Annotated in this window: 17 protein-coding genes; 13 read left to right on the plus strand and 4 right to left on the minus strand. The window is 38.0% G+C overall.

From position 1 onward, the window contains the following. Nucleotides 1-549 precede the first annotated feature (549 nt). From KHA94_RS08230 to cydC, 5 genes are all read left to right on the plus strand, one after another. Entirely contained in the window at nt 550-1,488 is a 939-nt protein-coding gene (locus KHA94_RS08230) for a nuclease-related domain-containing protein (RefSeq protein WP_213101657.1), read from the plus strand. Nucleotides 1,489-2,972: 1,484 nt separating this feature from the next. After that, entirely contained in the window at nt 2,973-4,376 is a 1,404-nt protein-coding gene (locus KHA94_RS08235; protein WP_213101658.1) for a cytochrome ubiquinol oxidase subunit I, read from the plus strand. Continuing rightward, entirely contained in the window at nt 4,363-5,376 is a 1,014-nt protein-coding gene (cydB, locus tag KHA94_RS08240) for a cytochrome d ubiquinol oxidase subunit II (protein WP_213101659.1), read from the plus strand. The genes KHA94_RS08235 and cydB overlap by 14 nt, the downstream gene beginning before the upstream one ends. Beyond that, nucleotides 5,376-7,103 (plus strand): thiol reductant ABC exporter subunit CydD, encoded by a 1,728-nt coding sequence (gene cydD, locus KHA94_RS08245; RefSeq protein ID WP_213101660.1) that lies wholly within the window; start codon nt 5,376-5,378, stop codon nt 7,101-7,103. Before cydB ends, cydD begins: the two co-directional genes overlap by 1 nt. Then, nucleotides 7,100-8,830, plus strand: a complete 1,731-nt coding sequence (gene cydC / locus KHA94_RS08250) for a thiol reductant ABC exporter subunit CydC (RefSeq protein ID WP_213101661.1) — start codon at nt 7,100-7,102, stop codon at nt 8,828-8,830. The genes cydD and cydC overlap by 4 nt, the downstream gene beginning before the upstream one ends. Before the next feature lie 38 nt (nt 8,831-8,868). Here the strand turns inward: cydC and KHA94_RS08255 are convergent, their stop codons facing one another. The 3 genes from KHA94_RS08255 to KHA94_RS08265 form a co-directional block, all read right to left on the minus strand. Beyond that, complete coding sequence (locus KHA94_RS08255; RefSeq protein WP_213101662.1) at nt 8,869-11,427, minus strand: Ig-like domain-containing protein; 2,559 nt, start codon at nt 11,425-11,427, stop codon at nt 8,869-8,871. Nucleotides 11,428-11,736: 309 nt separating this feature from the next. Further along, nucleotides 11,737-12,651, minus strand: a complete 915-nt coding sequence (locus KHA94_RS08260) for a DUF3298 and DUF4163 domain-containing protein (RefSeq protein WP_213101663.1) — start codon at nt 12,649-12,651, stop codon at nt 11,737-11,739. 243 nt (nt 12,652-12,894) lie between these two features. Next, nucleotides 12,895-13,278 (minus strand): hypothetical protein, encoded by a 384-nt coding sequence (locus KHA94_RS08265; RefSeq protein WP_213101664.1) that lies wholly within the window; start codon nt 13,276-13,278, stop codon nt 12,895-12,897. A gap of 235 nt (nt 13,279-13,513) precedes the next feature. On the opposite strand from KHA94_RS08265, the gene iolG (KHA94_RS08270) reads away from it, so the two are divergent. The 4 genes from iolG (KHA94_RS08270) (at nt 13,514) to iolG (KHA94_RS08285) (ending at nt 18,428) form a co-directional block, all read left to right on the plus strand. Beyond that, nucleotides 13,514-14,536, plus strand: a complete 1,023-nt coding sequence (iolG, locus tag KHA94_RS08270) for an inositol 2-dehydrogenase (RefSeq protein ID WP_213101665.1) — start codon at nt 13,514-13,516, stop codon at nt 14,534-14,536. Nucleotides 14,537-14,678: 142 nt separating this feature from the next. Beyond that, the gene (gene iolE, locus KHA94_RS08275; protein WP_213101666.1) at nt 14,679-15,587 is read left to right on the plus strand and encodes a myo-inosose-2 dehydratase; all 909 of its coding nucleotides are present in this window, start codon (nt 14,679-14,681) and stop codon (nt 15,585-15,587) included. A gap of 151 nt (nt 15,588-15,738) precedes the next feature. Further along, nucleotides 15,739-17,364 (plus strand): solute:sodium symporter family transporter, encoded by a 1,626-nt coding sequence (locus KHA94_RS08280; protein ID WP_420828152.1) that lies wholly within the window; start codon nt 15,739-15,741, stop codon nt 17,362-17,364. 47 nt (nt 17,365-17,411) lie between these two features. Beyond that, a complete protein-coding gene (gene iolG, locus KHA94_RS08285) occupies nt 17,412-18,428 on the plus strand; it encodes an inositol 2-dehydrogenase (RefSeq protein ID WP_213101668.1) in 1,017 nt (338 codons plus the stop codon). 579 nt (nt 18,429-19,007) lie between these two features. Here iolG (KHA94_RS08285) and KHA94_RS08290 read toward each other — a convergent pair. Further along, entirely contained in the window at nt 19,008-19,772 is a 765-nt protein-coding gene (locus KHA94_RS08290; RefSeq protein WP_213101669.1) for a DeoR/GlpR family DNA-binding transcription regulator, read from the minus strand. Between the two features lie 408 nt (nt 19,773-20,180). Between KHA94_RS08290 and KHA94_RS08295 the strand changes: the two genes are divergently transcribed. The 4 genes from KHA94_RS08295 (at nt 20,181) to iolC (ending at nt 24,227) form a co-directional block, all read left to right on the plus strand. After that, complete coding sequence (locus tag KHA94_RS08295) at nt 20,181-20,570, plus strand: tautomerase family protein (protein ID WP_213101670.1); 390 nt, start codon at nt 20,181-20,183, stop codon at nt 20,568-20,570. Between the two features lie 270 nt (nt 20,571-20,840). Further along, a complete protein-coding gene (locus KHA94_RS08300) occupies nt 20,841-22,304 on the plus strand; it encodes a CoA-acylating methylmalonate-semialdehyde dehydrogenase (protein WP_213102250.1) in 1,464 nt (487 codons plus the stop codon). An 82-nt stretch (nt 22,305-22,386) separates the two neighbouring features. Next, complete coding sequence (gene iolB / locus KHA94_RS08305; protein ID WP_213101671.1) at nt 22,387-23,205, plus strand: 5-deoxy-glucuronate isomerase; 819 nt, start codon at nt 22,387-22,389, stop codon at nt 23,203-23,205. Nucleotides 23,206-23,228: 23 nt separating this feature from the next. Further along, the gene (iolC, locus tag KHA94_RS08310) at nt 23,229-24,227 is read left to right on the plus strand and encodes a 5-dehydro-2-deoxygluconokinase (RefSeq protein WP_213101672.1); all 999 of its coding nucleotides are present in this window, start codon (nt 23,229-23,231) and stop codon (nt 24,225-24,227) included. Nucleotides 24,228-24,233: the final 6 nt, after the last annotated feature.

Raw genomic sequence — 24,233 nt, forward strand, 5'->3', positions numbered from 1 at the left:
CCACTTCAAGTTTGTGAGAGAATCAAAGAAACCTAAGTGGGGGATCAACTGCCCGTAAAGGCCCGTAACCATCAGTGGGGGATGAAAGCCGACTAAGAACGCCACGTCCTGTGACAACGTCGGCACTAGCACGTCCTGTGCGTCGAAAAACCCCCACTGATGGAAGTTTCACTTTATAAAAAAGAACCGCAAGTCTTAAGATCCCAAGCAGGTACCGCCCATTGTACAAGCTTTGTCAAAAATTCAGTATTCCTTCCGGAGGTTCGGAGTTGGCCACGCCAATTCAAAAAACCATGCTCCAAATGAAAGTATCTATGTATTAGACTTTATTGAGGGAATTAAATTAATAGCCTTGGTGATGCATGAATTCTCTGAATAATAGAAGGAAAGTGGGACGAGTGAAGGACAATCGTCCCGGAATTTTTTTTAAGGTAGAACAACGATAGTAAAAAATTTTGCAAAGTGGAGTGGGGATTCTTGCGGAAATTACGGATTATTAATAGAATGGGTAATAATTAGCATTTTTAATTTTATATAGGAGTTGAAAAAATGATAGTGAAGTCCCGCTCTGAGTCAAAAGAACTAAAGCTGTTGAGGACCTTGGATAGTCGAATGAAACTTTCAGTGAAAGACGAAAAACATTTTGAAAACCTTGAAAAGGGATTTAAGGGGGAGAAAAAGTTTGATGATTGGATAGAAGAATTTTTCCATAATGATTGCCTTATTTTAAATGACCTCCTGTTCGACATGAACAATACTATTTTTCAGATAGATTCATTGCTCATGTCATCTGATAAAGCACTTCTAATCGAAGTGAAAAATTTCGAAGGTGACCATTATATTGAGGCGGAACGCTGGTATATGTCAAATGGAATTGAAATTCAGAACCCTTTGCACCAGGTGGAGCGAGCAGAAATGAACCTTCGTAGAATTTTTCAAGCAATTGGATGCAATGTCCCGATTGAATCTTATCTTCTCTTCATCAATCCTAATTTCCACTTATATCAAGCGCCGCGGAACACTCCAATTATTTTTCCCACACAGCTCGATCGCTTCATGAAAAAATTAAACAAACCCTCTCCACCATTAAAAGAAATCCATCACAAATTTGCAGAAAGACTAGTTTCCTTGCATTTAAACGATCCGCCTTTTAAGCGGCTGCCCATTTATAGCTATGACCAGCTAGAAAAGGGAATAGTTTGCGGAAGCTGCTTTTCATTTTTTGAAGATTTTCAAACAAATAGAAAGGACGTCATCTGTAAAGAATGCGGCTACAAAGAGAATGTGAAAAGTGCCATTTTACGGAGCGTGGATGAATTCCGCCTTCTATTTCCAAAGAAGAATATTACTACTCATGCTATCCATGATTGGTGTAAAGTGATTAAGGCTAAAAAAGTAATTTGGAGGATTCTTACGAACAATTTTAAAGTGATAGGGCAGTCACGATCTACCTATTTTGTTGATTTAGTGGAAACAAAGCCTCGTTAGTTTCCAAATTTAAAGATATTCGCGGATAAAATGGAAATAAGAGTCGCGTAGTTTCCAAATTTAATGATATTCGCGAAAAAGGTGGAAACAAGATCCGCGAAGTTTCCCATTTTTAAAAAAAATCGTGGAAAAGAGGAAACAAAGCTTCGTAATTTTCCAAATTTAAAGATATGCGCAGAAAAAATGGAAATAAGATCCGCGAAGTTTCCCATTTATAAAAAGAATCGTGGAAAAGAGGAAACAAAGCCTCGTAATTTTCCAAATTTAAAGATATGGGCGGAAAAAATGGAAATAAGATCCGCCAAGTTTCCCATTTTTAAAAAATAATCGTGAAAAAGAGGAAATAAAGCTTCGTAATTTTCCAAATTTAAAGATATGCGCGGAAAAAAATGGAAACAAGAGCCGCGAAGTTTCCCATTTTTAAAAAGAAATCGTGAAAAAGTGGAAACAAAGCTTCGTAATTTTCCAAATTTAAAGATATTTGCGGATAAAATGGAAATAAGAGTCGCGAATTTTCCCATTTTTAAAAAAAATCGTGTAAAAGTGGAAACAAAGCTTCGTAATTTTCCAAATTTAAAGATATTCGCGAAAAAGGTGGAAACAAGAGTCGCGAAGTTTCCCATTTTTAAAAAAAATCGTGTAAAAGAGGAAACAAAGCTTCGTAATTTTCCAAATTTAAAGATATGCGCAGAAAAAATGGAAATAAGATCCGCCAAGTTTCCCATTTTTAAAAAATAATCGTGAAAAAGAGGAAACAAAATTTAAAGATATGGGCGGAAAAAGTTTTTTTCATAAGGAACGACTAAACTTTAACGCTTTTTCACCATTTAATGTTATGTTCCCTTTTGGAAAATGGACACCTTCATAAGATGTGTGGGGGCTGAGAAATTCAGTCCTCTTTTTGATCAAGTTAGACTAGAACTGCTGGCATCGAATTAGTCATTGCCTTATTTGCAACGAGTTTTTCGATTTTTGGTGCCGTCTATCAATCGTATTTAGTTCAGTGACCTATCCAGCAAAGTGATGGCCAAGGAAGGAAAAGTGGGATTTATTCATGAGAACAACCTAAATCATTCACAAAGAGAAGTAATCGCCCTCATGGGTAATTACTTATTTTTTTCGTTGAAAAATAAGAAAGTATAACTATTCTAGAGTTTGAGAATTGTCTAGCTCCAGCGCCTACCCCCTCGAGGTCATAAGCCAGTCCGCCAAGAAAGTTAAAGAACAACTTTCCCGTCGGCCTGTCTTATGCTTGTCGGGGGTGAGCAAGGCGCTTGCGCTTTTCTTATTGCATATCCATCAGAACTTTCAAAAAAATCACACCTATTCTTTTCCTTCTGTGATTTTTCTAACAAATAGTACAAATGTCACAAAAACGCCTAATTATGTATAAAACTTCGTCACAATACCCCCACGTATAACACACAAACGTCATTTATGATATTTGAGTAATATACCAGAATAATATAGGAGGGATAATCCTAATGGAAGAACTAATGCTGGCACGGATTCAGTTTGCTTCCACCACGCTGTTTCACTTTATTTTTGTTCCTTTATCCATCGGATTAGCTTTCATCATTGCGATTATGCAATCGATGTATGTAATTAAGAAGCAAGAAATTTATAAGAAGATGACGAAGTTTTGGGGCATCTTCTTCTTAATAAATTTTGCAGTGGGTGTTGTGACGGGAATTATTCAAGAATTCCAGTTTGGAATGAACTGGTCAGACTATTCTCGGTTTGTCGGTGATGTGTTTGGTCCACCGTTGGCCATTGAAGCATTGCTTGCTTTCTTTGTCGAATCGACTTTTATCGGACTGTGGATTTTTGGTTGGGATAAGCTTCCGAAAAAATTGCATTTAGCCTGTATTTGGATTGTATCTATCGGGACGATTTTGTCAGCATTATGGATTTTAGTTGCTAACTCGTTTATGCAAAATCCAGTTGGTTATGCCATTAATAATGGTCGGGCTGAAATGACTGATATTGTCGCTGTCCTTACAAATGAAAAGCTATGGGTAGCTTTCCCGCATACGGTATTCGGAGCCTTTACAACTGCGGCTTTCTTGGTTATTGGTGTAAGTGCATGGAATTTATTGAAGAAAAGGGACATCGAATTTTTTAAACGCTCAATGACTATTTCTTTAATCGTTGGTTTAGTATCAGGACTTGGAATTGCTTTTTCAGGGCACTCTCAAGCTGCATATTTAATGGATGCTCAGCCGATGAAAATGGCTGCGGCTGAAGCACTGTGGGAAGATAGTGAGGACCCAGCTCCATGGACCCTTTTTGCTAATATTGATGTTGAAAACAAAGAAAGTACAGCAAGGATTGAAATTCCGTATATGTTAAGTTATTTAGCTTACGGTGAGTTTTCTGGAAAAATAGAAGGAATGAACACGTTACAAGAAAAGTATGAGAAAAAATATGGTGAAGGGGATTATATTCCACCTGTAAAAACGACATTTTGGAGCTTCCGTGTAATGGTGGCAGCAGGCGGTCTTATCATATTGCTTAGCGCGATAGGACTGTTCTTAACATGGCGTAAAAAAATCGAAAAAAGCACTCGCTACTTAAAGTGGCTAGTTCCTGCTATTTTTCTTCCTTATATTGCAAACTCGGCCGGATGGATTATGTCTGAGATGGGACGTCAGCCGTGGGTTGTAAATGGCTTAATGTTAACGGCTGATGGAGTTTCACCAAATGTATCCTCAGGACAAATATTGTTTTCGCTTATTTCATTCTCATTAATATACACGTTGCTTGGAATTGTCATGGTGTATTTATTTATTAGAGTGATTAAACGAGGACCAAATGAGAAGCCGAAAGAAGATATTTCTGCCTCAGATCCTTTTAATGCGGGAGGGTTGCAAGATGCAGTTAAGTGAGTTGTGGTTTGTTCTTGTTGGTGTCTTGTTCGTCGGTTTTGTTTTTCTTGAAGGATTTGACTTCGGGGCTGGAATGAGTACAAGATTCCTTGCAAAAAATGACTTAGAAAAACGAGTATTGATTAATACCATTGGTCCGTTCTGGGATGCCAATGAAGTATGGCTGATTACAGCCGGAGGAGCCATGTTTGCAGCGTTTCCTCATTGGTATGCGACACTGTTTAGCGGTTATTATTTACCGTTCGTCGTTCTCTTGCTCGCTTTAATTGCAAGAGGTGTTGCCTTTGAGTTTAGAGGCAAGGTTGACTCCAAAAGATGGACGCAGACATGGGATTGGTCGATCCTGCTTGGCAGTATTTTACCGCCGTTTTTGTTAGGTGTGTTATTTTCTGGTCTTATCAAAGGACTGCCGATTGATGAGAACATGAATATGCACGCTGGATTCTTAGATATAGTCAATGTCTATACCGTTGTTGGCGGACTTGCGTTCGTATTGTTATCGTATTTACACGGCTTGATGTTTATTACATTAAAAACGACAGGCTCCCTTCGTGAACGTGCCCGTCAAGCAGCATTGAAAATGTATATTGCTTCTGGTGCAGTTGTGGTGCTTTTTGTTGTATTAACAGCGGTTTACACAGAGGCATTTGCAGAAAAAGGCGCTATCCTAATTCCGGTGTACGGGCTTGCTATTGTTTTATACCTGCTGCTGTATCCTTTATTACGCAATAAAAAAGAAGGTTTCAGCTTTACAGTAACAGGTTTAATTATGGTACTTGTCACATCGTCGTTCTTTATTGCTTTATTCCCGAATGTGATGATTAGCTCCATCGATATTGTTAATAATTTGACTGTTTACAATGCGGCATCTGGTGATTATTCATTGAAATTTATGGCGATTGTTGCAGCGATTATGGTTCCGATTGTTCTTGGATATACGATTTGGAGCTACTATGTATTTAGAAAACGCGTAACAAGTAAGGAGCATTTAGAATACTAATGGACAAACAACTTTTCAACTATCATGGCAGTAAAACACATATGCTAGTAGTTGGAATACTTACGGTTGCACAGGCTATCACAATTATTTTTCAAGCGATTTTTTTATCGGAAGCAATTGTGAAAATGTATAACGGGACTGCTTGGTCAGCAGTCCTTCCCTCGTTTTATTGTTTTATCGCAGCGTATGTGCTCCGGCATTTAATCCAATGGGCGAAGGAAAGACTTGCCTATCGTTTTGCTGATAAAACGTCTCTTTACGTTCAGCAGTTACTTGTTCGAAAGTTATTCGAGCTTGGTCCTCGCCGGATCGGAAAGCACGGTTCCGGAAACATGATCACACTATGTTTAGAAGGAATCCCCAATTTTCGAACATATCTCGAGCTTTTTATTCCTCGTTTTATTGCAACCGTTTGTATTCCGATTGTAGTACTCATCTACGTTTTAACGGTTGATATAACTTCAGCCATTATTCTTGCTATCGTCATGCCGATTTTGATTGTTTTTCTTGTTTTACTAGGGCTGCTTGCTCAAAAGCAAATTGATGCACAATGGGATACTTATCAGCTGCTTTCCCGTCACTTTGTAGATTCATTACGGGGGCTTGTCACGCTGAAATATTTGGGACAAAGTAAAGCTCATCAAAGTGCCATTGCAACAGTAAGTAATAAATACAGGATTGCTACGAATCGCACACTAAGGATGGCTTTCTTATCGACATTTTCATTAGATTTCTTTTCGAGCTTATCTGTCGCCATTGTAGCTGTTGAGCTTGGACTGCGCCTTATAAATGGAGACATTGGCTTTGAGGCTGCGTTAGCCATCCTCATTTTAGCACCAGAATATTTCTTGCCAGTGCGTGATCTAGGGAATGATTATCATGCGACGATGGATGGGAAGGAAGCTGGAGAGAAAATCCGTGAACTGCTTGAGATGGAGACATTTGCTAGTGAAGATAGTGAGATATCCGTTCCCAAATGGAATGAAGAAAGTACATTAACGGTGCAACAGCTTGCAAAAAGCTCAGATGATGAAGAGAGGCTGCTTTTGAAAAATATAAGTTTTCAAGTGAACGGCTTCAAAAAAGTAGGGATTGTCGGAGCGTCTGGAGCTGGTAAATCTACGCTTATCGATCTTTTATCAGGCTTTTCTTATCCAACAGGTGGAGAAATTGAAATAGATGAAACTGAAATTCCTTATTTTTCATTGAAAGATTGGCAGGAGCAAGTGACCTATATCCCGCAGCATCCGTATATTTTTGCTGGAACAGTCGCAGAGAATATTAGCTGGTATGAACCAAATTCTCCAAGTGAAAAGATAGAAGAAGCGGCAGAAATGACTGGCTTAATGGAATTAATTAAAAGCTTTCCGAATGGTCTAGATGAAAGAATAGGCCAAGGCGGGCGGAGTTTAAGTGGAGGGGAAGAGCAGCGCATTGCATTAGCACGCGGTTTGCTGCAAGTCCGTCCAATTATGTTAGTGGATGAACCAACAGCCCATCTAGATATTGAAACAGAACATGAGATTAAGAGCTTAATGCTTCCATTATTAGAAAATAAACTCGTCTTTTTTGCGACACATCGTCTGCATTGGATGCGAGATATGGATGTTATTTTGGTATTGGAAAATGGCCAAATCGTTGAACAGGGAACACATGCTGAGCTTTATCAGCAAAAAGGTGTCTATTATCGACTAATAAAGGCACAAAGGGGGGAAAGTGCGGAATGAACTTATTTCGAACCTATATTGCTCCCTACTTAAAACAATATAAGTGGTTAATGGGTTTTACGATTTTTTTAGGCATATTAACGGCTCTTACTGCATCCATGCTAACATTTACGTCGGGGTATTTAATTACAAGGGCTTCTGAAATGCCAGAGACGATTCTTCTTCTCTATATTCCAATCGTTGGTGTTCGGACATTTGGGATATCGAGAGCTGTCACACGGTATTTAGAGAGGCTGACTGGACATAATGCAGTACTCAAAATATTGTCTGATATGCGCGTGAAGCTGTACGGAATATTAGAGCCGCAAGCATTGTTTATCCGTTCCCGGTTCCAAACGGGGGATTTACTAGGCACACTTGCAGACGATATTGAACATTTGCAAGATGCTTATATTCGAACAATTTTTCCGACCATTATTGCACTATTTCTCTTTATGTATTCCATCAGTGTCTTAGCCCTGTTTGATTGGGTATTTGCCTTGTGGATGGCCTTTTGTTTAAGTATCATCGTGTTTGTTTATCCGCTCTTGTCCTTATTTTCCTTGAAAAAAAGGCAGATCGAGCAAAAAGAAAAACGAAGTCGATTGTATCAAACATTTACAGATGCTTTATTTGGTTTAAGTGATTGGATTATTAGCGGGAAGAAGGAGCGCTTTATTAAGCGATTTGCCTCTGAAAGTCAGGAAAGCCATAGCATTGATAAGAGAATTGCCTTTTGGAACCAGGCTCGTACGTTTCAGCTTCAGGTTTTGTCAGGCATTATCTTAATTATTGTCGGAGTGTGGGCAGGCTCTGCGGCTCAGGCGGGTGAGATTATGCCGACTTACATTGCGGCCTTTACTCTAGTTACACTGCCAATTTTGGAAGGGATGCTCCCACTCTCACATGCCATTGAGCGAATCCCGGTCTATCAGGAATCATTACAGCGCATTGAACATATTCGCCAATTTGTTCCTGAAAAAAAGGTGTTAGCTGAAAAAGGAGAATTTTCTCATCATCCAGAGATTCTGTTTAAGGATGTTTCCTATCGTTATGAAGGGGAAAACAAGGATGCTCTTCGTCACGTTTCTTTGTCTATTCCGCATGGGCAAAAAATAGCGCTTCTTGGAAAAAGTGGGGCAGGAAAATCAACCTTATTACAATTGCTGCTAGGTGCCATTTCTCCTACTACCGGGACGGTCCATTTTCACGGACAGCATCCAGAATCATATGATGAGGACATCTATAAATATGTAGGTGTTCTCAACCAAAAACCGTACTTATTTGCCACAACAGTTGAAAATAATATTCGGTTAGGCAATAAAGAGGCAAAGGCAGAGGAAGTGGCTGAGGTCATTAAGCAAGTAAAGCTCGATCACTATATCCATTCACTTCCGAAGGGGATTCACACGCAAATGGAAGAAACAGGTCAACGGTTCTCTGGCGGCGAAAGGCAGAGAATCGCATTGGCACGAATTTTATTAAAGAATACGCCCATTGTCGTATTAGATGAACCGACAGTAGGGCTAGATCCGCAAACCGAAGCGGACTTGCTGGAAACCATGTTTACGACATTAAAGGATAAAACGGTTATTTTAATCACGCATCATCTCATTGGAATTGAAAAAATGGATCAGATTCTATTTTTAGATAAGGGGCAGGTTGCGATGAGCGGGACACATAAGCAGCTCATGGAGACGAGTGCTCGCTACAGGCAGCTTTATTTATTGGATCGGGGAGAAGAATAAAGAAAGGATTTGCTCACCACGAGCAAATCCTTTTTCCATTATTTTTTAATCGTAATTTCAGTTCCTGCTTTTAGAGTATTGTTTGCTTTGTCTTTAATTGCTGCAGTTTCTCTTGTCAAAATTACTATTTTACCAGTAGTAAATGTAGTACCATTTTGCGGAATAATGAACAATTCATTTTCATTAGAACTGCCTTGTACTTTATATTGATCATTTTTTAGTTTTTCATTATTGACCGTTATATCTAAATTTGATTGATTGCCATCAAACAGGAAGATATTTTCTGAGAATGTTAGTTTGATATTTTCATTTTCAACGGCACCGCTTTTCAAGAGTGGCTGTGTATTATCGGTCAGTGTAATGGAACTTGTGTATATGTCCATGGTGTTATCTGAGAGATCCTTTACGCCTTTTGCAGTAATGCTGTATTTCGTTGTTGTCGGGATGGTGCCTTCAGGGAGCGTAATCGTCACTTCTCGTTGGTTAGGGCTCAAGGTTAAGGTTGAATTTGACGGTATCGTGCTATTTCCAATGAAATAGTTTGAGTACAATGTTGCGGTCCCTGCATCTACTTCTTCATTAAATTCGGCGGTGAATATCCCGTTTCCAGATGCTTCGGAAAATGTAACCTTTGGCTTTTCTGAATCCAATTTTTTCGTGATGGAAGTAGTAAAGGCACTGTTATTATTTTCCGATATGCTTCTATCTTTGACAGCCCCCACTGAGCCACTTATAGTGTATGTCCCGTCCTTTAATTTACTCGCATCAATGATAATTTGGTTCTCCCTGTTCGATTTGAAGGTTGGTGTTATTGTATTTCCTTTATAGGAAATATTTATTTTGTCAGCGGCTGGAGTGCCTGCTTTTAGCGGCTTGTTAAAGGTTAGCCGGAATTCATTTGTATTCTTATCGAATTGGGCACTAACAAATCTAGGTGGTGTCAGATCCTTGGTCATCGTGACGGTTTTTTCATATGTCCGTCCTGTATTGCCATCAAGATCCTTATATGACTTTACTTGTATATATAAATAAACGGAGATGTCATTTTTACTGTAAATGGTTGCAGGCAGTTCAATTTCGAATTTTGTTTTTCTGCCGTCGGAGATGTCTTTAATGGATGCTGGTCTAATGGTGGAATTGTTTTTTGTAATGGCAAGGTGATTTGAAGCATTGAAGTCTGCTAATGCTTCGCTAAATTCAATTGTAATGGTTTTCTCATCCTTCACCTGCAGAGAGCTAACCGTAGGGGCTATCGTATCGGCTGCAGGATTATAGAGAAAATTGCTGCTATATGTGTTCATCGTATTAGGCGTGTAGACAACTAAATCCCTTGCCCCTGATACAACAATCGAATAATATTTGCCTTTTTGTAAACCGATTTTTTCAAGCTCTGATTTAGGGACAACGACTTTGTCAGTTTCATTAGATAATGAATTGAACTTAACAGCTTTTCCATTGATTGAAACGTTTAGAGGTGAGTTGCCGTCAATTAGCTCGGAAAAGGTGATCTCGACATTACCATTTAAATTCGTTGCCACAGCGGAAACAGTTGGCCTGATTGTGTCTGAAAATGTGAAAGAGGAGATATAGTCTTCCGTGCCTAATGGTTCGTAATTAGTGGTTTGGATATTTTTTTTCACTGTGACGGTGTAGGCCGAGTTTGTATAAAGTGGTTCATATAGTTCGATAATGGCCGTTTTTTTGGTATCTGACAGCTTGATGCTTTTAATCGATCGACCAGAAACGCTATAATTTGCTATGTTTTCAGCCCCATTTGCCCCATTGCCGGAAAGCATCGCTTTATTAAACTCAACTTTTATTCGCTTTGGTTCGGATGCGCTAACTTTTCCAACCTTAGGGGTAAAATTAGAACCAATGGAATTTAAGCGATCGGTTAGTGTTTTTTTGATGACAGGATTGTCTACATAGGGTAAGTAAAATCTTGCGGCTTCTAGATGTTTTTCCGCTTTTGCGAAATTATTGGCAGCGATCGCTTTTTGCGCCAAATCGATTTCAATTTTCACTGTAACAGGATACATCGCACTATCGCGAACCCTTTCAGCAGCTTGTTTATAATGAGAGCGGATGAGGTCACGTGTCGACTTGCCGTATACGCGATCCAAGAGGATGGCCTGCTTGCGGATTTCCCGCGAAAGCTCATGATACGCCATTTCTGTAGCATCATTGATAAGGTTTTTATTTATTTGATTAGCTAACACTTGCTGCTTTGCTCGAATCTTTTCTCCAGCAGTGATCGCATCGATATAATACATTGTTCGATTGATATGAAGCTTAACATGTTCATCAAGCTCGGCCATATATCTGTTCTTTTGTGAAGCGGGTAAGGTGTTGACTGCTTTTACAGCCTTGTCATAGGCTGTCTTCGCTGCGTTATAGGCTGCCCACGGCCGGGTTGTTCCATCTGCTTTGCCTTCAATTGATATGGCCCATTTTAAAATGGTCCCCGCATCCTTTGCTGCCTTTACTAGCTTTTCAACCTCAGTGACAGAAGCAGCTTCAATGGAGTTTGTCGCAACAAAAGCAGAAGCTGCAATGGCAGAGGCACTTACAATTTTAATGGCTTTCTTTTTGGTCATAGATATCCCCCTTGGTAACGAATAAGTGGTATTTGTGGTAATGTCTGGAATGCATTTGTGCTTTTATTGTAAGAGATTGAGGGATATTGATAAATAGATAAAATGGCATACTTTTATAATGGTCTTAATGATATAATGGCTTTTTTTCATATCCTTCCTAATGACTAATTTATAAACAGTATTTGGAAATAAAGGGCATTATTATTGGAGCTATTATTGAAAGAAGCGATAAAACACCGTCAAAATTAGTGCTCCTAAAGAGGATGCTAATTTTGACGGTTTAATCTGAGTTCTAAATCTTTAAATCAATTATCTGAATACAGAATACGGAACTTTAACTTCTAGCATTCCAGCTGCATAGGCGGCAGCTTCGTAATGCTGGAATTTAACAACGATTCCATTGTCGTAAAAATAAAAAGGTCGACTATTATCAAATGTTAAATCATCAAGCTGGTCTGTAAATACCATGCCGATTTTTTTATTCTGATTTAACAGATCTGCTTTTGTATACTTCATTAACTTAGTTAGCTCACTTTTATTTTCTGCAACATTGGTTAATGCAATTTGATTTCCAGTCCGAACATCAAAATTATAAGACTGAACAGTAGTTATACCATGGGCTCCACCTGTATAGGTGTAGTCATAAATAAGGATACTGAGGAGGTTGTTTTTGTTGTATTTTACTTCATAACTTACTTCATAGCTGTATTCATGGTCAGGATCCTCTTTATTAGATTTTTTCACTTCGAGTGCTGATTTATAGGAAGATTCTATATGTTTTTGTAAAACGTCATTAATATTTTTTTGTGCAGTGCTATTCAATAATCCTTCTACTTGTGGATATTGAAATACGTCTTGATAATTTGCTTTTGCAACCTTTACACCGAGTGCTTGCAGTTTAGCTTTGGAAGGCGTTTCGTATTTTGCAGCTGCGGATTTCTTAATGAATGACCCTTCGCCAACACCGTAAAGTCCTCCTAAATCATTCCTGTATGAATAAACGCGATATTCTTCACCTTTATTAAGTTTTCTGACCTCAACTAACGTTTTATTATCTTTGTCAAACTTCCACAGTTGTGAATCTTGTAAGATAGTTACTTTTCCTATTTGCCCATTTCTCAGTTCTGTTTTTCCCCACATGACACTTGCCTTCGCAGAAGTGTTAGGTAAAATTGAAAAAATAAGAACAATAGCAAACAATAAACTTACTATTCTCTTCATCATAAAAGCCTCCCCGGAAAATTTTAATTTTTTTTAACTTTCTTAAACTTATAGACGTTCTGAATTAGAAAAAAGTTGACGATAAATTGAAAATTTTTTAGCTTAAACTCAGGCACGCGCCATGGGGATTTTATTTTTTTTATGATTCCTAATGTTTGTTTTAATCAAACGTTTGATTAATAAGATTTTCCCTTTGATGAAGTAAAGTTAATAATTAAACTAGAATGTCTCAATTCCACCAAGTCTTTAATTCTGTAAGTGTAACATCCCATAACAGTTCATTTGCTTTAATTGTATATGTTTCACATTATCCAATGAGATTCCAAAAGATCTTATGTATCTATTTTCGGTATCGTTAGAATAGCTCTCTATATCTTTACTATTAATAGAAATCATGATGTTACCGTCAAAGTTACTAGCATCATCTGGTATGCCATAATTTCCTGAAAGTATAATATCTTTACCGTTTAGCGAGTAGGTAAACTCTTTAACATTTTTTTCATCACTACTATTTATATTTAATAGGGGTTCAATTTTTTGCTGTGCGATTTCAAAACTAGGGAGATTTTTATCTACTAATGTGGTGGCAGAAGGCGGTATTCGTAAGAAAAAACGATGTAAAAAGTACATCAAATGCCTATAATAAAGACTGATAATTCTGAATTTATATATAATCCTGTTTTTATAAATATTAAATAAAAATAATTGACTGAAAGCTTAATTAATAATAAGATTTATGTAGAGATAATCAAAATGTACCCAAAAGTTGATAGACACTTGAGGTTGTCATCAAATCTCATATCACAAACTGATCTTTTTAATAAATTATGAAAGCGCTTATCAAGCAGATAAAAGGAGAATCACCATGAACGAAGTTAGAGTAGGGATTGTTGGATTAGGTAGACTTGGAAGAACACATGCAATAAATCTAGCTCAAAATGTTCCGGGTGCAAAATTAGTAGCAGCCTGCAGCTTTGTAGAAGATGAACTGGAATACGCTAAAAGGGAATTAGGTGTAACAGAAACATATAAATCCTATGAAGAAATGGCTGCAAGCCCAAATCTTGATGCAGTATGTATCGTTTCACCATCCGGGTGCCATCCGGAACAAATTCGATTAGCGATGGAAAAAGGCCTGCATGTATTCAGTGAAAAGCCAATTGGATTAGATATTGAAGATATTGAAAAAACAATGGAAGTTATCAAGGCTCATCCTGATCAAGTATTCCAGCTTGGATTTATGAGAAGATACGATGAATCCTATCAATATGCTAAAAAGATGGTAGACGAGGGGCAATTAGGTGAACTAACAGTTGTTCGTTGCTACGGTATTGATCCAAGTTCTGGATTGGAGAGCTTCGTCAATTTTGCCCGAAACAGCAATAGCGGAGGGCTATTCTCAGATATGTCCATCCATGATATTGACTTGGTAAGATGGTTTACGAAAAAGGAAGTCAGCCGTGTGTGGGCGATGGGTAAAAACGCTGCTTATCCGGAGCTCGATGAATTAAATGAATTAGAAACCGGCGCAGCTATGATGCAACTGGAAGATAAAACAATGGCCATTTTAGTTGCAGGACGAAATGCGGCACATGGTTATCATGTAGAAACAGAATTAATTGGAACAAAGGGAATGCTTCGTGTAGCTGCTGCGCCAGAGAAAAACCTGGTAACGGTCTTTGATGAAAATGGTGCAGTAAGACCTACATCACAGAACTTCCCTGAGCGCTTTAGTGATGCGTTTGTTCATGAAATGAAGGAATTTATTTCTTGTATTAAAGAAAAACGCCAGCCGGAAGTAGGTGCTATTGATGGTCTGCAAAGTACTAAAGTAGCAATTGCATGCCAACAATCTGTTGAAGCAAATCAAATTGTTGAAGTGAAGTAATATCCAATTTACGGAAGATAAAAAAAGGGAATCCATCGCACAATGGATTCCTGAAAATAAAAAAATACATGTAAACAATAATATACGCTATTTTCAAATAAACAGCAAATTCATCCATTCATTATCAGGGAGGAAATAAATAATGACAGCGGAAACAAAAATTCAGTTCGGTTGTGCGCCTATTGCTTGGACGAATGATGATATGCCTGAATTAGGCGGAGAAAATACATTTGAACAATGTATTAGTGAAATGGCGTTAGCCGGCTATACAGGAACAGAGATTGGAAATAAGTATCCCAGTGATCCAGAGACATTAAAAAAATATTTAGAACTCAGAAATCTTCGAGTTGCAAGTGCCTGGTTTAGTGCATTTTTAACAACAAAACCTTTTGAAGAAACGAAACAAGCATTTCTTGAACATCGTGATTTCCTCTATGCCATGGGTGCAAAAGTCATTGTTGTATCTGAGCAGGGACATAGTGTTCAAGGACAAATGGATACACCGGTATTCAAGGAAAAGCCAGTGTTTACAGATACTGATTGGGATAAATTAACACATGGACTAGAGGCATTAGGGGAGTTAGCTAACGAAAAGGGAATGGAAATCGTTTACCATCACCATATGGGGACAGGCGTTCAAACAACTACTGAAATCAATCGGTTAATGGAAAATACTTCTGCTGATAAAGTGTCGCTGCTATTTGATACAGGCCACCTTGTATTCTCAGGTGAAAATCCAATTGAAATTTATCAAAAATACCAATCACGTATCAAACATATCCATTTTAAAGATATTCGAGAGTCTGTTGCGAAAGAAGTTAAGGACAATCAAGATAGTTTCCTTACCGGTGTTAAAAAGGGTGTATTTACGGTTCCTGGAGACGGAATGATTGATTTTGAACCTATTATGAAAGCGATTTCTGAAAGCGGATACGAGGGCTGGATTGTTGTTGAGGCTGAGCAAGACCCGAAGAAGGCGAATCCATTTGAATACGCTTTAAAGGGAAGAAGATATATTGATCAATTAATGCCCCAAAAACAGTTAATCTAAAAACTCATATATTATTTTATTCGGCTCATACCTATTCACCCATGAGATTTAATATTAGCCGGGTTGCTTATATATTACCGAGATTACTTGATTAGTAAACTTAGTTTTATAGGTTCGGTTGGATGTTTTCAATACATACTTACAAGGCTGCATGGTTTTTCTACAATGGGAGGGTAAACCTTTGGGTGTCTTTTCAGTTATTTCGTTTATTATCATTATTGGTGTCATTGGGATTTACGCCTTTAAGAGAAGTAGGGCAATTGATAATACCAGTTCGGAAGGATTTTTCCTTGGTGGGCGAAGTTTAACAGGTATAACGATCGCTGGTACGATTATTATGACCAATTTATCAACGGAACAAATTGTTGGACAGAATGGTCAAAGTTTTGTTGGCGGTATGGAAGTAATGGCTTGGGAAGTTACCGCAGCGATTGCTTGCGTATTTTTGGCACTTGTCTTCCTTCCAAAATATTTAAAATACGGTGTAAATACTGTATCAGATTTTATTGAAATACGTTATGATACAACAACGAAAAGAATTGTATCTGCTTTATTTATCTTTACCTATATGACTTCATTTTTACCTGTTGTTTTATATTCAGGCTCATTAGTTTTTAATAAAATATTCCATATTGATAAAGCATTAGGTATTGACCCGTTAGTAGCTGTTGGCGCTATATCAGCAGTGATTGGTATTGTCGGTCTTTTATATCTGTTAATCGGCGGACTATCGTTAAGTGCCTTTAGTGACACGATCTATGGTGTCGGGTTGCTTGTCGGAGGTCTTTCAATCCCGATTATTGGCTTGACAATCCTCGGAGACGGCAGCTTTTTTGGCGGAATGGAAACGGTTAAAAATGAAACCCCCCAATTATTAAATGCAATTGGTGATGTCGATTCGAAAATTGTTCCTTGGCCAACTCTATTTATGGGGATGTTATTTAACAACCTCTTCTTCTGGTGTACGAACCAGATGATTGTTCAAAAAACATTAGCCGGAAAAAGCCTTAAAGAAGGACAAAAAGGCGCATTATATGTCGGGTTCTTTAAAATCTTTGGTGCGTTGTTCCTAGTATTCCCAGGAATTATTGCCTTTAATATGTTTGGTAATACCCTTGCAACACCAGATGATGCCTATCCGTCCTTAGTTACGGCTGTATTACCAGAGTGGGCATACGGAATTTTTGCTGCAGTTATTTTTGGCGCCATTTTAAGTTCATTTGTTGGGGCATTGAATGCAACTGCAACATTGTTTACTTTAGATTTCTATAAACCGGTTATTAAAAAGAATGCAACGGATAAGCAGGTAGCAAGAGCGGGAAAATTCATTACCATTGCCGTTGGTTTAATTTCAGTTATAATTGCTCCATTTATTTCATTCGCACCAGCTGGACTGTATGCTGTTGTGCAGGAATTTAACGGAATCTATAGTATGCCGTTATTAGCGCTTGTCTTATTAGGCTTTTATTCTAAACGTGTAACACCGCTGGCCGCGAAAGTAACATTTGTCTTCCACATTGTAATTTATGGTCTGTCTAAGGTAGTTTTAGCGGACATTCATTATCTATATGTTTTAGGATTCCTATTCCTAGCAGATGTTTTAGTTATGTGGTTAGTTGGAAAAGTAAAACCTTTGGATACTCCCTTTGAGTTCCAAGAAAATATTAATAAAGTTGATTTAACCCCATGGAAGCATAGAAAATGGGTAGCTGCCTTGGTTATTATTGCAATGTTGGGTATGTATATTTTCTTCTCTCCGCTAGGTATTGCAATTTAAATATAATAATCTAATAATTGAGATAATTAGAAAGGAAGTCTAATATTATGATAGAGTCAAAAATTATCGTCGGGGTAATTGGTGCTGGTAGAATTGGAAAATTACATATTGATAACATGAAAAATATGAAAAATGTACGCCTTAAAACCGTTTCTGATGTTTTTGCTGATCAATTAGAGGAGTGGTTTCAATCTTCTGGTGTTGAATATATGACAACGGATTATCAAGATATTATCAATGACCCGGAAATCGATGCTATTTTTATTTGTTCTCCAACTGATACACATACAAGTATTATTAAAGAAGCGGCTAATAGTGGAAAACACATCTTCTGTGAAAAGCCAATTAGTTTTTCTGATGAAGAAACATTGGAAGCTTACGAAGTAGTGAAAAAGACAGATGTGAAATTCCAAATTGGTTTCAATAGAAGATATGACCGCAACTTTAGTAAAGTTAGATGTTTAGTAGAAACGAAAGAAATTGGTGACTTGCATATTTTAAAAATTACTTCTAGAGATCCTGAACCGCCATCATTAGATTATGTATCACGTTCTGGAGGCATCTTTGTTGATATGGCTATTCATGACTTTGATATGGCACGTTTTATCACGGGTTCTGAAGTTGAAGAAGTGTATGTTCAAGGTGCTGCATTAGTCAATCCGAAAATTGCTGAATTAGGTGATATTGATACAGCGGTTATTTCATTGAAATTTGCAAACGGGGAAATCGGTGTGATTGACAACAGCCGCCAAGCTGTCTATGGCTATGACCAGCGTCTTGAAGCATTCGGATCAAATGGTTCAGCCATCGCAAACAATGAAACTGAATCAAGAGTAGAAGTGCTATCTAAAGAAGGTGTGAAGGGGGATAATCCATTACACTTCTTTTTAGAGAGATATAATGATGCATACATTCGCGAAGTGAAAGAATTCTTTGATGCAATCGAGAATGATTCAGAAACAACATGCAATTTTGTAGACGGTATCATGGCACAAAGAATTGCCATGGCTGCCAAAAAGTCATTAGAAACTGGACTTCCAGTAAAGGTAGAAAAATTATCGTAACATTACGAGATATAAACAAAGGGTTGCCTTATATAGTTGGGCAACCCTTTTTAACTTAAAAATAAAACGGCCTTTTCTCATGTGAGGTAAGGCCGTTTTTAATTGTATAGGAAATGATAATTTTCGCTATCTGTTGATAATTTGAGATATAGTTTATCTACGTTCAGCTCCAGCGCCTTCCTCCGACATACAGGACGTACTAGTGTCGACAATGCGACAGGACAAGGAAAGCTACGTCAGCGACACATCGCACGACCAAAAGAGAAGCTTTTGGGAGGACGTCGCGCTTTTGTCGACATCGAGGTCACAAGCTTGGCTAGTTGCGGCTCCTAGGGACGAATGTCTAGCCAATCCCAGCCAGAAGACAAAGAACGTCTTCTGGCTGAGCTCGTCTTATGCTGTCGTCCCTAAACAGTCGCCTCCATTTTTCGATCAATCCTCCCAGAAAGGTAAAGAACACCTTTCCGTGAGTCTCGTCTTGTGCTTGTCGGAGGTGAGCACTAAGGAAAGCTTCTTTGAATATTCATCGCAGGAACAATTTGTCCTTTAATTGTTCCGAAGGCGCTTGCGCATTTGTTCTTACTCAGCTATAACAAGTTGAATGTCGTTCTTTTCTGCGTAATTCTGGTAGACTTCACTTGGCGTGATGTCCGTTACCAGGTAATCGATTTTATCTAATCTGCAATAGGTCATTAACCCGTATTTATCAAATTTATCATGGTCTACCAGTAAAAATACTTCAGAGCTTCTGTCAATAATAGACGTTTTCAATTCGCTTTCAAGCGGAGAAGCATTCGTAACACCATTTGATAAGGAAATACCTGTTGAGGCCATAAATGCCTTATTAATATTATAGGCATTTAAAATATCCATATATTTTAAGCTTCCGAAAGAATTCGTTTTTCTCTCGAGGATGCCTCCAGCTGTTATCACATTTAAATTTTCATAAGGAAGGGCACGAACGATAAAATCGAGACTATTGGTGATAATCGTGACCTCTTTCTGTTTGATATATTCAATCATTTCAATGGTGGTAGTACCAGAATCGATAAAAATGATATCACCATCATTTACATGATTCGCTGCCGCTTTCCCAATCATCTCCTTTTCCGTTTGGTTACGTACTTGGCGGTCATGGAAAGATTCTAACTTCGCACGCTTATCATCAATTACAGCTACACCGCCATAAACCTTTTTGAAATCTCCTTTTTCAACAAGTTCCTGAACATCACGCCGAATCGTATTTTTAGACACATTAAACACCGTCATCAGTTCATCTAAAGATACTGATTTGTGTTCGATAATATATTCCTCAATTTTATTAATCCGTTTATCTTTAATCATACCTGCTCACCCTCTGATTTCAAATCGTACTCATGCCGTTACCGCTTTCAACAGAACTTAATAATTATATATTACCAACAAATCATCAGAACTTCATCATATAAATTGAAGATTTTCATTCATATTACCTACCACTTTTTAGAATTCTGTTCCTACCCTTTTTTTTGCGCCCAGGCATTAGAAAATAGTGCCAGAGAGATCGGTTCCATTCACCCGATAAACTTACAATAAAAACTGTACACAATGAATTTATATTGGTATCTAAATTTAGCAGACTCCTATCCATTTACATTGACTGAATGGATTTTTCGTATTACGATGAATTAAATATAACCAAAACATTATCAAAAGTTAATAAAGAAATAATCTTTTGTTCAACCGAACGATCAATTCTTAGGAGGAATATCCATGCCGTTAATTAGATTTGATGTTATAGAAGGACGAAATGAGGAGTCTTTAAGAAAATTATTAGATGCAGCACACCGAGCTGTAGTTAAAGCATTTGATGTACCGGAAAGAGACCGATATCAAATTGTTACCCAGCACCCTGCAAATGAATTAGTCATTCAAGATACGGGCTTAGGATTTGAAAGAAGCCGCGATCTTGTCGTGATTAGTGTAACAAGCACAGAAAGAAGCAACCAGCAGAAAAAAGACTTCTATCGATTGGTTGTTCAAGAGTTGAGGGAGAGCTGCGGTATTGAACCTAATGATATTATGATATCCATTGCGACAAACGGAGCGGCGGATTGGAGCTTTGGATTTGGTGAAGCACAATTTTTAACGGGGAAGCTGTAATTCCCGGATTTTTCCTTTGAAAATGGTAGATTCAATTAAAATAGATTAATATTAAAAAGTACCCAACATATTACAAAGAGTTTGAAGAAAAGTTGACTGAAAGCGTTTTTAGTATTAAAATATAATCAAAGATAACCAAAACATAACCAAAATGTAATAATGTTAAAGGGTGCTAGCAGGTTATCAAACTATAAGAACATATTAAAAGGCATAAACAACTTATTCATAAAACAACCGTTAATCAAGGAGGAACTAGAAATGTCTGAAGTAATGGTACAAGTTAAAAAACTAAAAAACTATATTAATGGTGAGTGGGTAGAAAGCAAAACTACACAATACGATGATGTATACAACCCAGCTACAAAAGAAGTAATTGCTCAAGTTCCAATCTCTACAAAAGAAGAACTTGATTATGCAGTAGAAGCAGCCGCAAAGGCGTTTGAAGAGTGGAAAAATGTCCCTGTTCAAAAGCGTGGAAGAGTTTTATTTAAATTCCAACAATTATTACAAGAAAATACAAATGAATTAGCGCGGATTATTACCATCGAAAATGGTAAAGCTTTTTCCGAAGCATTAGGTGAAGTGGGACGCGGAATTGAAAATGTTGAGTTTGCAGCAGGAGCTCCTACACTCATGATGGGCGATTCATTAACAACTATAGCAAAAGATGTTGAAGTTACGAACTACCGTTATCCAATCGGGGTTGTCGGCGGTATCACACCATTCAACTTCCCAATGATGGTACCTTGCTGGATGTTCCCAATGGCAATTGCAGTAGGTAATACATTTGTATTGAAGCCATCTGAAAGAACTCCATTATTGGCACAAAAATTAGCAGAGCTATTAGAACAAGCAGGTCTCCCTAAAGGCGTATTCAACATAGTTCATGGTGCACATGATGTGGTAAATGGACTTCTTGATCATCCACAAGTGAAAGCTATTTCGTTTGTTGGTTCACAGCCAGTTGGTGAATATGTTTACAAACGTGGAAGCGAGAACCTAAAACGTGTTCAAGCGTTAACAGGCGCTAAGAACCATTCCATCGTTTTAAATGATGCTGATTTAGAACATGCGACAACAAACGTAATTGCTTCTGCCTTTGGATCAGCTGGCGAACGCTGCATGGCTTGCTCTGTTGTAACAGTTGAAGAAGGTGTTGCTGATGCATTCCTTGAAAAATTAATCGAAAAAGCAAAAGATGTGAAGATTGGTAACGGCCTTGATGAAAGTGTGTTCTTAGGTCCGGTTATTCGTGAACAAAACCATCAACGTACATTAGGCTACATCCAAAAAGGTATTGAAGAAGGGGCGAAACTAGTTTGTGACGGCCGCGAAAGACAACCAGAAGAAGGGTACTTCGTTGGACCAACAATTTTTGACGGTGTAAACACTGATATGCAAATCTGGAAAGATGAAATCTTTGCTCCTGTATTATCAATTGTTCGTGTTAAAAACTTAAAAGAAGCAGTTGAAACAGCAAATAAATCAGAATTTGCAAATGGTGCATGTATTTATACATCAAATGCTTCATCTATTCGTTACTTCCGTGAAAATATCGATGCTGGTATGTTAGGAGTTAACTTAGGAGTTCCGGCACCAATGGCATTCTTCCCATTCTCTGGCTGGAAATCATCATTCTACGGTACATTACCTGCAAACGGAAAAGATGGCGTTGAGTTCTACACTCGCAAGAAAGTAGTAACAGCAAACTACAAAGCACCATCATTTGAATAGACTTGGAACGAAGACTATTATCCTGACTATCTTAAGTCAGGGTAATAGTCTTCATAATTGATGATATAGGAGTTGAAGAAAAGTGAGTAAATTACTTCGAAAACCGAATCAAGTGGAAGTAGCACCTGGAGTCAAAGTAATCCATGAAGTAACAAGTGAAAATTCACCATTAGAATATGTAGCAATGAAAGTAGTGGATTTAGCACTAGGAGCTAGCTACAGAGAAGAATTAGGAAAAGTAGAATGCTGCATTGTTGCCCTAACTGGAAAAATCAATGTCACAGACCAACAAGAAACATTTGACGAGATCGGTACGAGGGAAAGTGTTTTCGAAAAGAAACCTACAGATAGTGTCTATGTTTCAAATGACCGTACGTTTGCAGTTGAAGCAGTAACAGAAGCACGTATTATTCTTTGCTACTCTCCTTCAGAGAAGCAATTACCAACAAGACTTATTAAAGCTGAAGACAACAGCATTGAACATAGAGGGAAATATAATAATAAACGATTAGTACACAATATTTTACCTGACTCAGACCCATCTGCCAATAGTTTGCTAGTAGTAGAAGTGTTCACTGAAAGCGGAAACTGGTCAAGCTATCCGCCGCATAAACATGATCAAGATAATTTGCCGCATGAATCATTTTTAGAAGAAACTTACTATCATGAAATGAATCCTAGACAAGGCTTTGTTTTTCAACGTGTCTATACAGATGATCGTTCCCTTGATGAAACGATGGCAGTGGAAAATGGAGATGTTGTATTAGTGCCTGTAGGGTATCATCCTGTAGCGGTACCGGATGGGTATGAATCCTATTATTTAAACATTATGGCCGGACCGAAGCGAATTTGGAAATTCCACAATGAACCTGCACATGAATGGATCCTAGAACGCAAATAAATAATAAGGAGATCTAAAACAACATGAAAATTGAATTTAATTCAGAGAGAGAATTTGACATAATCGCGATTGGCCGTGCATGCATCGATTTAAACGCTGTCGAATATAACCGTCCAATGGAAGAAACAATGACATTCAAAAAATATGTCGGCGGATCACCTGCAAATATTGCGATTGGAACATCTAAGCTTGGCTTAAAAGCAGGCTTTATCGGGAAACTAGCAGACGACCAGCATGGCCGTTTTATTAAACAATATATGGCTGGTGTCGGTGTTGACACATCCAATATGGTAACAGACCAAAAAGGACATAAAACAGGCTTAGCTTTTACCGAAATTAAAAGCCCTGAAGAGTGCAGTATCTTAATGTACCGTGATGAAGTGGCCGATCTTTACTTAGATCCTTCTGAAGTAAGTGAGGACTACATTAAAAGATCTAAAATCCTTTTAGTCTCCGGAACAGCTCTTGCAAAAAGCCCATCACGTGAAGCGATATTAAAAGCTGTACAGCTTGCAAAGAAAAATGACGTAAAAGTTATTTTTGAACTGGATTACCGCGGTTATACATGGGCATCGAAGGAAGAAACATCTGTTTACTATACAATGGTTGCCCAGCAGGCTGATGTTGTCGTTGGTACACGGGATGAATTTGATGTCATGGAAAATATCGAAGCAGGCAGCAACGAAGCAACCATTTCTGCTTTATTCAACCATTCTCCGGAACTAGTTGTCATTAAGCACGGTGTCGAAGGCTCATACGCCTATACAAAATCAGGCGAAACGTTCAGAGGCCACGCTTATTTAACGAAAGTATTAAAGACATTCGGCGCAGGGGATTCCTACGCTTCCGCTTTCCTCTATGCTTTAATCACTGGCAAAGATATTGAAACAGCACTAAAATATGGCAGTGCTTCTGCAGCAATCGTTGTAAGTAAGCACAGTTCTTCTGAAGCAATGCCAACAGTAGAAGAAATTGAGCAATTAATTGCTGACCGCTCTAAAGAAGCAGTGACAAATCAGTAAGAGGTG

Source organism: Cytobacillus citreus (assembly GCF_018343665.1).
In the GTDB taxonomy this organism is placed as follows: Bacteria; Bacillota; Bacilli; order Bacillales; family Cytobacillaceae; genus Cytobacillus; species Cytobacillus citreus.

What these genes read in the sequence shown, in the direction of transcription:
- iolE (WP_213101666.1), top strand. Translation starts at nt 14,679, where the DNA reads ATGACAGCGGAAACAAAAATTCAGTTCGGTTGTGCGCCTATTGCTTGG.
- KHA94_RS08295 (WP_213101670.1), top strand. Translation starts at nt 20,181, where the DNA reads ATGCCGTTAATTAGATTTGATGTTATAGAAGGACGAAATGAGGAGTCT.
- iolG (WP_213101668.1), top strand. Translation starts at nt 17,412, where the DNA reads ATGATAGAGTCAAAAATTATCGTCGGGGTAATTGGTGCTGGTAGAATT.
- KHA94_RS08280 (WP_420828152.1), top strand. Translation starts at nt 15,739, where the DNA reads ATGGTTTTTCTACAATGGGAGGGTAAACCTTTGGGTGTCTTTTCAGTT.
- KHA94_RS08260 (WP_213101663.1), bottom strand. Translation starts at nt 12,651, where the DNA reads ATGATGAAGAGAATAGTAAGTTTATTGTTTGCTATTGTTCTTATTTTT.
- iolG (WP_213101665.1), top strand. Translation starts at nt 13,514, where the DNA reads ATGAACGAAGTTAGAGTAGGGATTGTTGGATTAGGTAGACTTGGAAGA.
- cydD (WP_213101660.1), top strand. Translation starts at nt 5,376, where the DNA reads ATGGACAAACAACTTTTCAACTATCATGGCAGTAAAACACATATGCTA.
- KHA94_RS08255 (WP_213101662.1), bottom strand. Translation starts at nt 11,427, where the DNA reads ATGACCAAAAAGAAAGCCATTAAAATTGTAAGTGCCTCTGCCATTGCA.
- iolC (WP_213101672.1), top strand. Translation starts at nt 23,229, where the DNA reads ATGAAAATTGAATTTAATTCAGAGAGAGAATTTGACATAATCGCGATT.
- KHA94_RS08300 (WP_213102250.1), top strand. Translation starts at nt 20,841, where the DNA reads ATGGTACAAGTTAAAAAACTAAAAAACTATATTAATGGTGAGTGGGTA.
- cydC (WP_213101661.1), top strand. Translation starts at nt 7,100, where the DNA reads ATGAACTTATTTCGAACCTATATTGCTCCCTACTTAAAACAATATAAG.
- cydB (WP_213101659.1), top strand. Translation starts at nt 4,363, where the DNA reads ATGCAGTTAAGTGAGTTGTGGTTTGTTCTTGTTGGTGTCTTGTTCGTC.
- KHA94_RS08230 (WP_213101657.1), top strand. Translation starts at nt 550, where the DNA reads ATGATAGTGAAGTCCCGCTCTGAGTCAAAAGAACTAAAGCTGTTGAGG.
- KHA94_RS08290 (WP_213101669.1), bottom strand. Translation starts at nt 19,772, where the DNA reads ATGATTAAAGATAAACGGATTAATAAAATTGAGGAATATATTATCGAA.
- KHA94_RS08265 (WP_213101664.1), bottom strand. Translation starts at nt 13,278, where the DNA reads ATGTACTTTTTACATCGTTTTTTCTTACGAATACCGCCTTCTGCCACC.
- KHA94_RS08235 (WP_213101658.1), top strand. Translation starts at nt 2,973, where the DNA reads ATGGAAGAACTAATGCTGGCACGGATTCAGTTTGCTTCCACCACGCTG.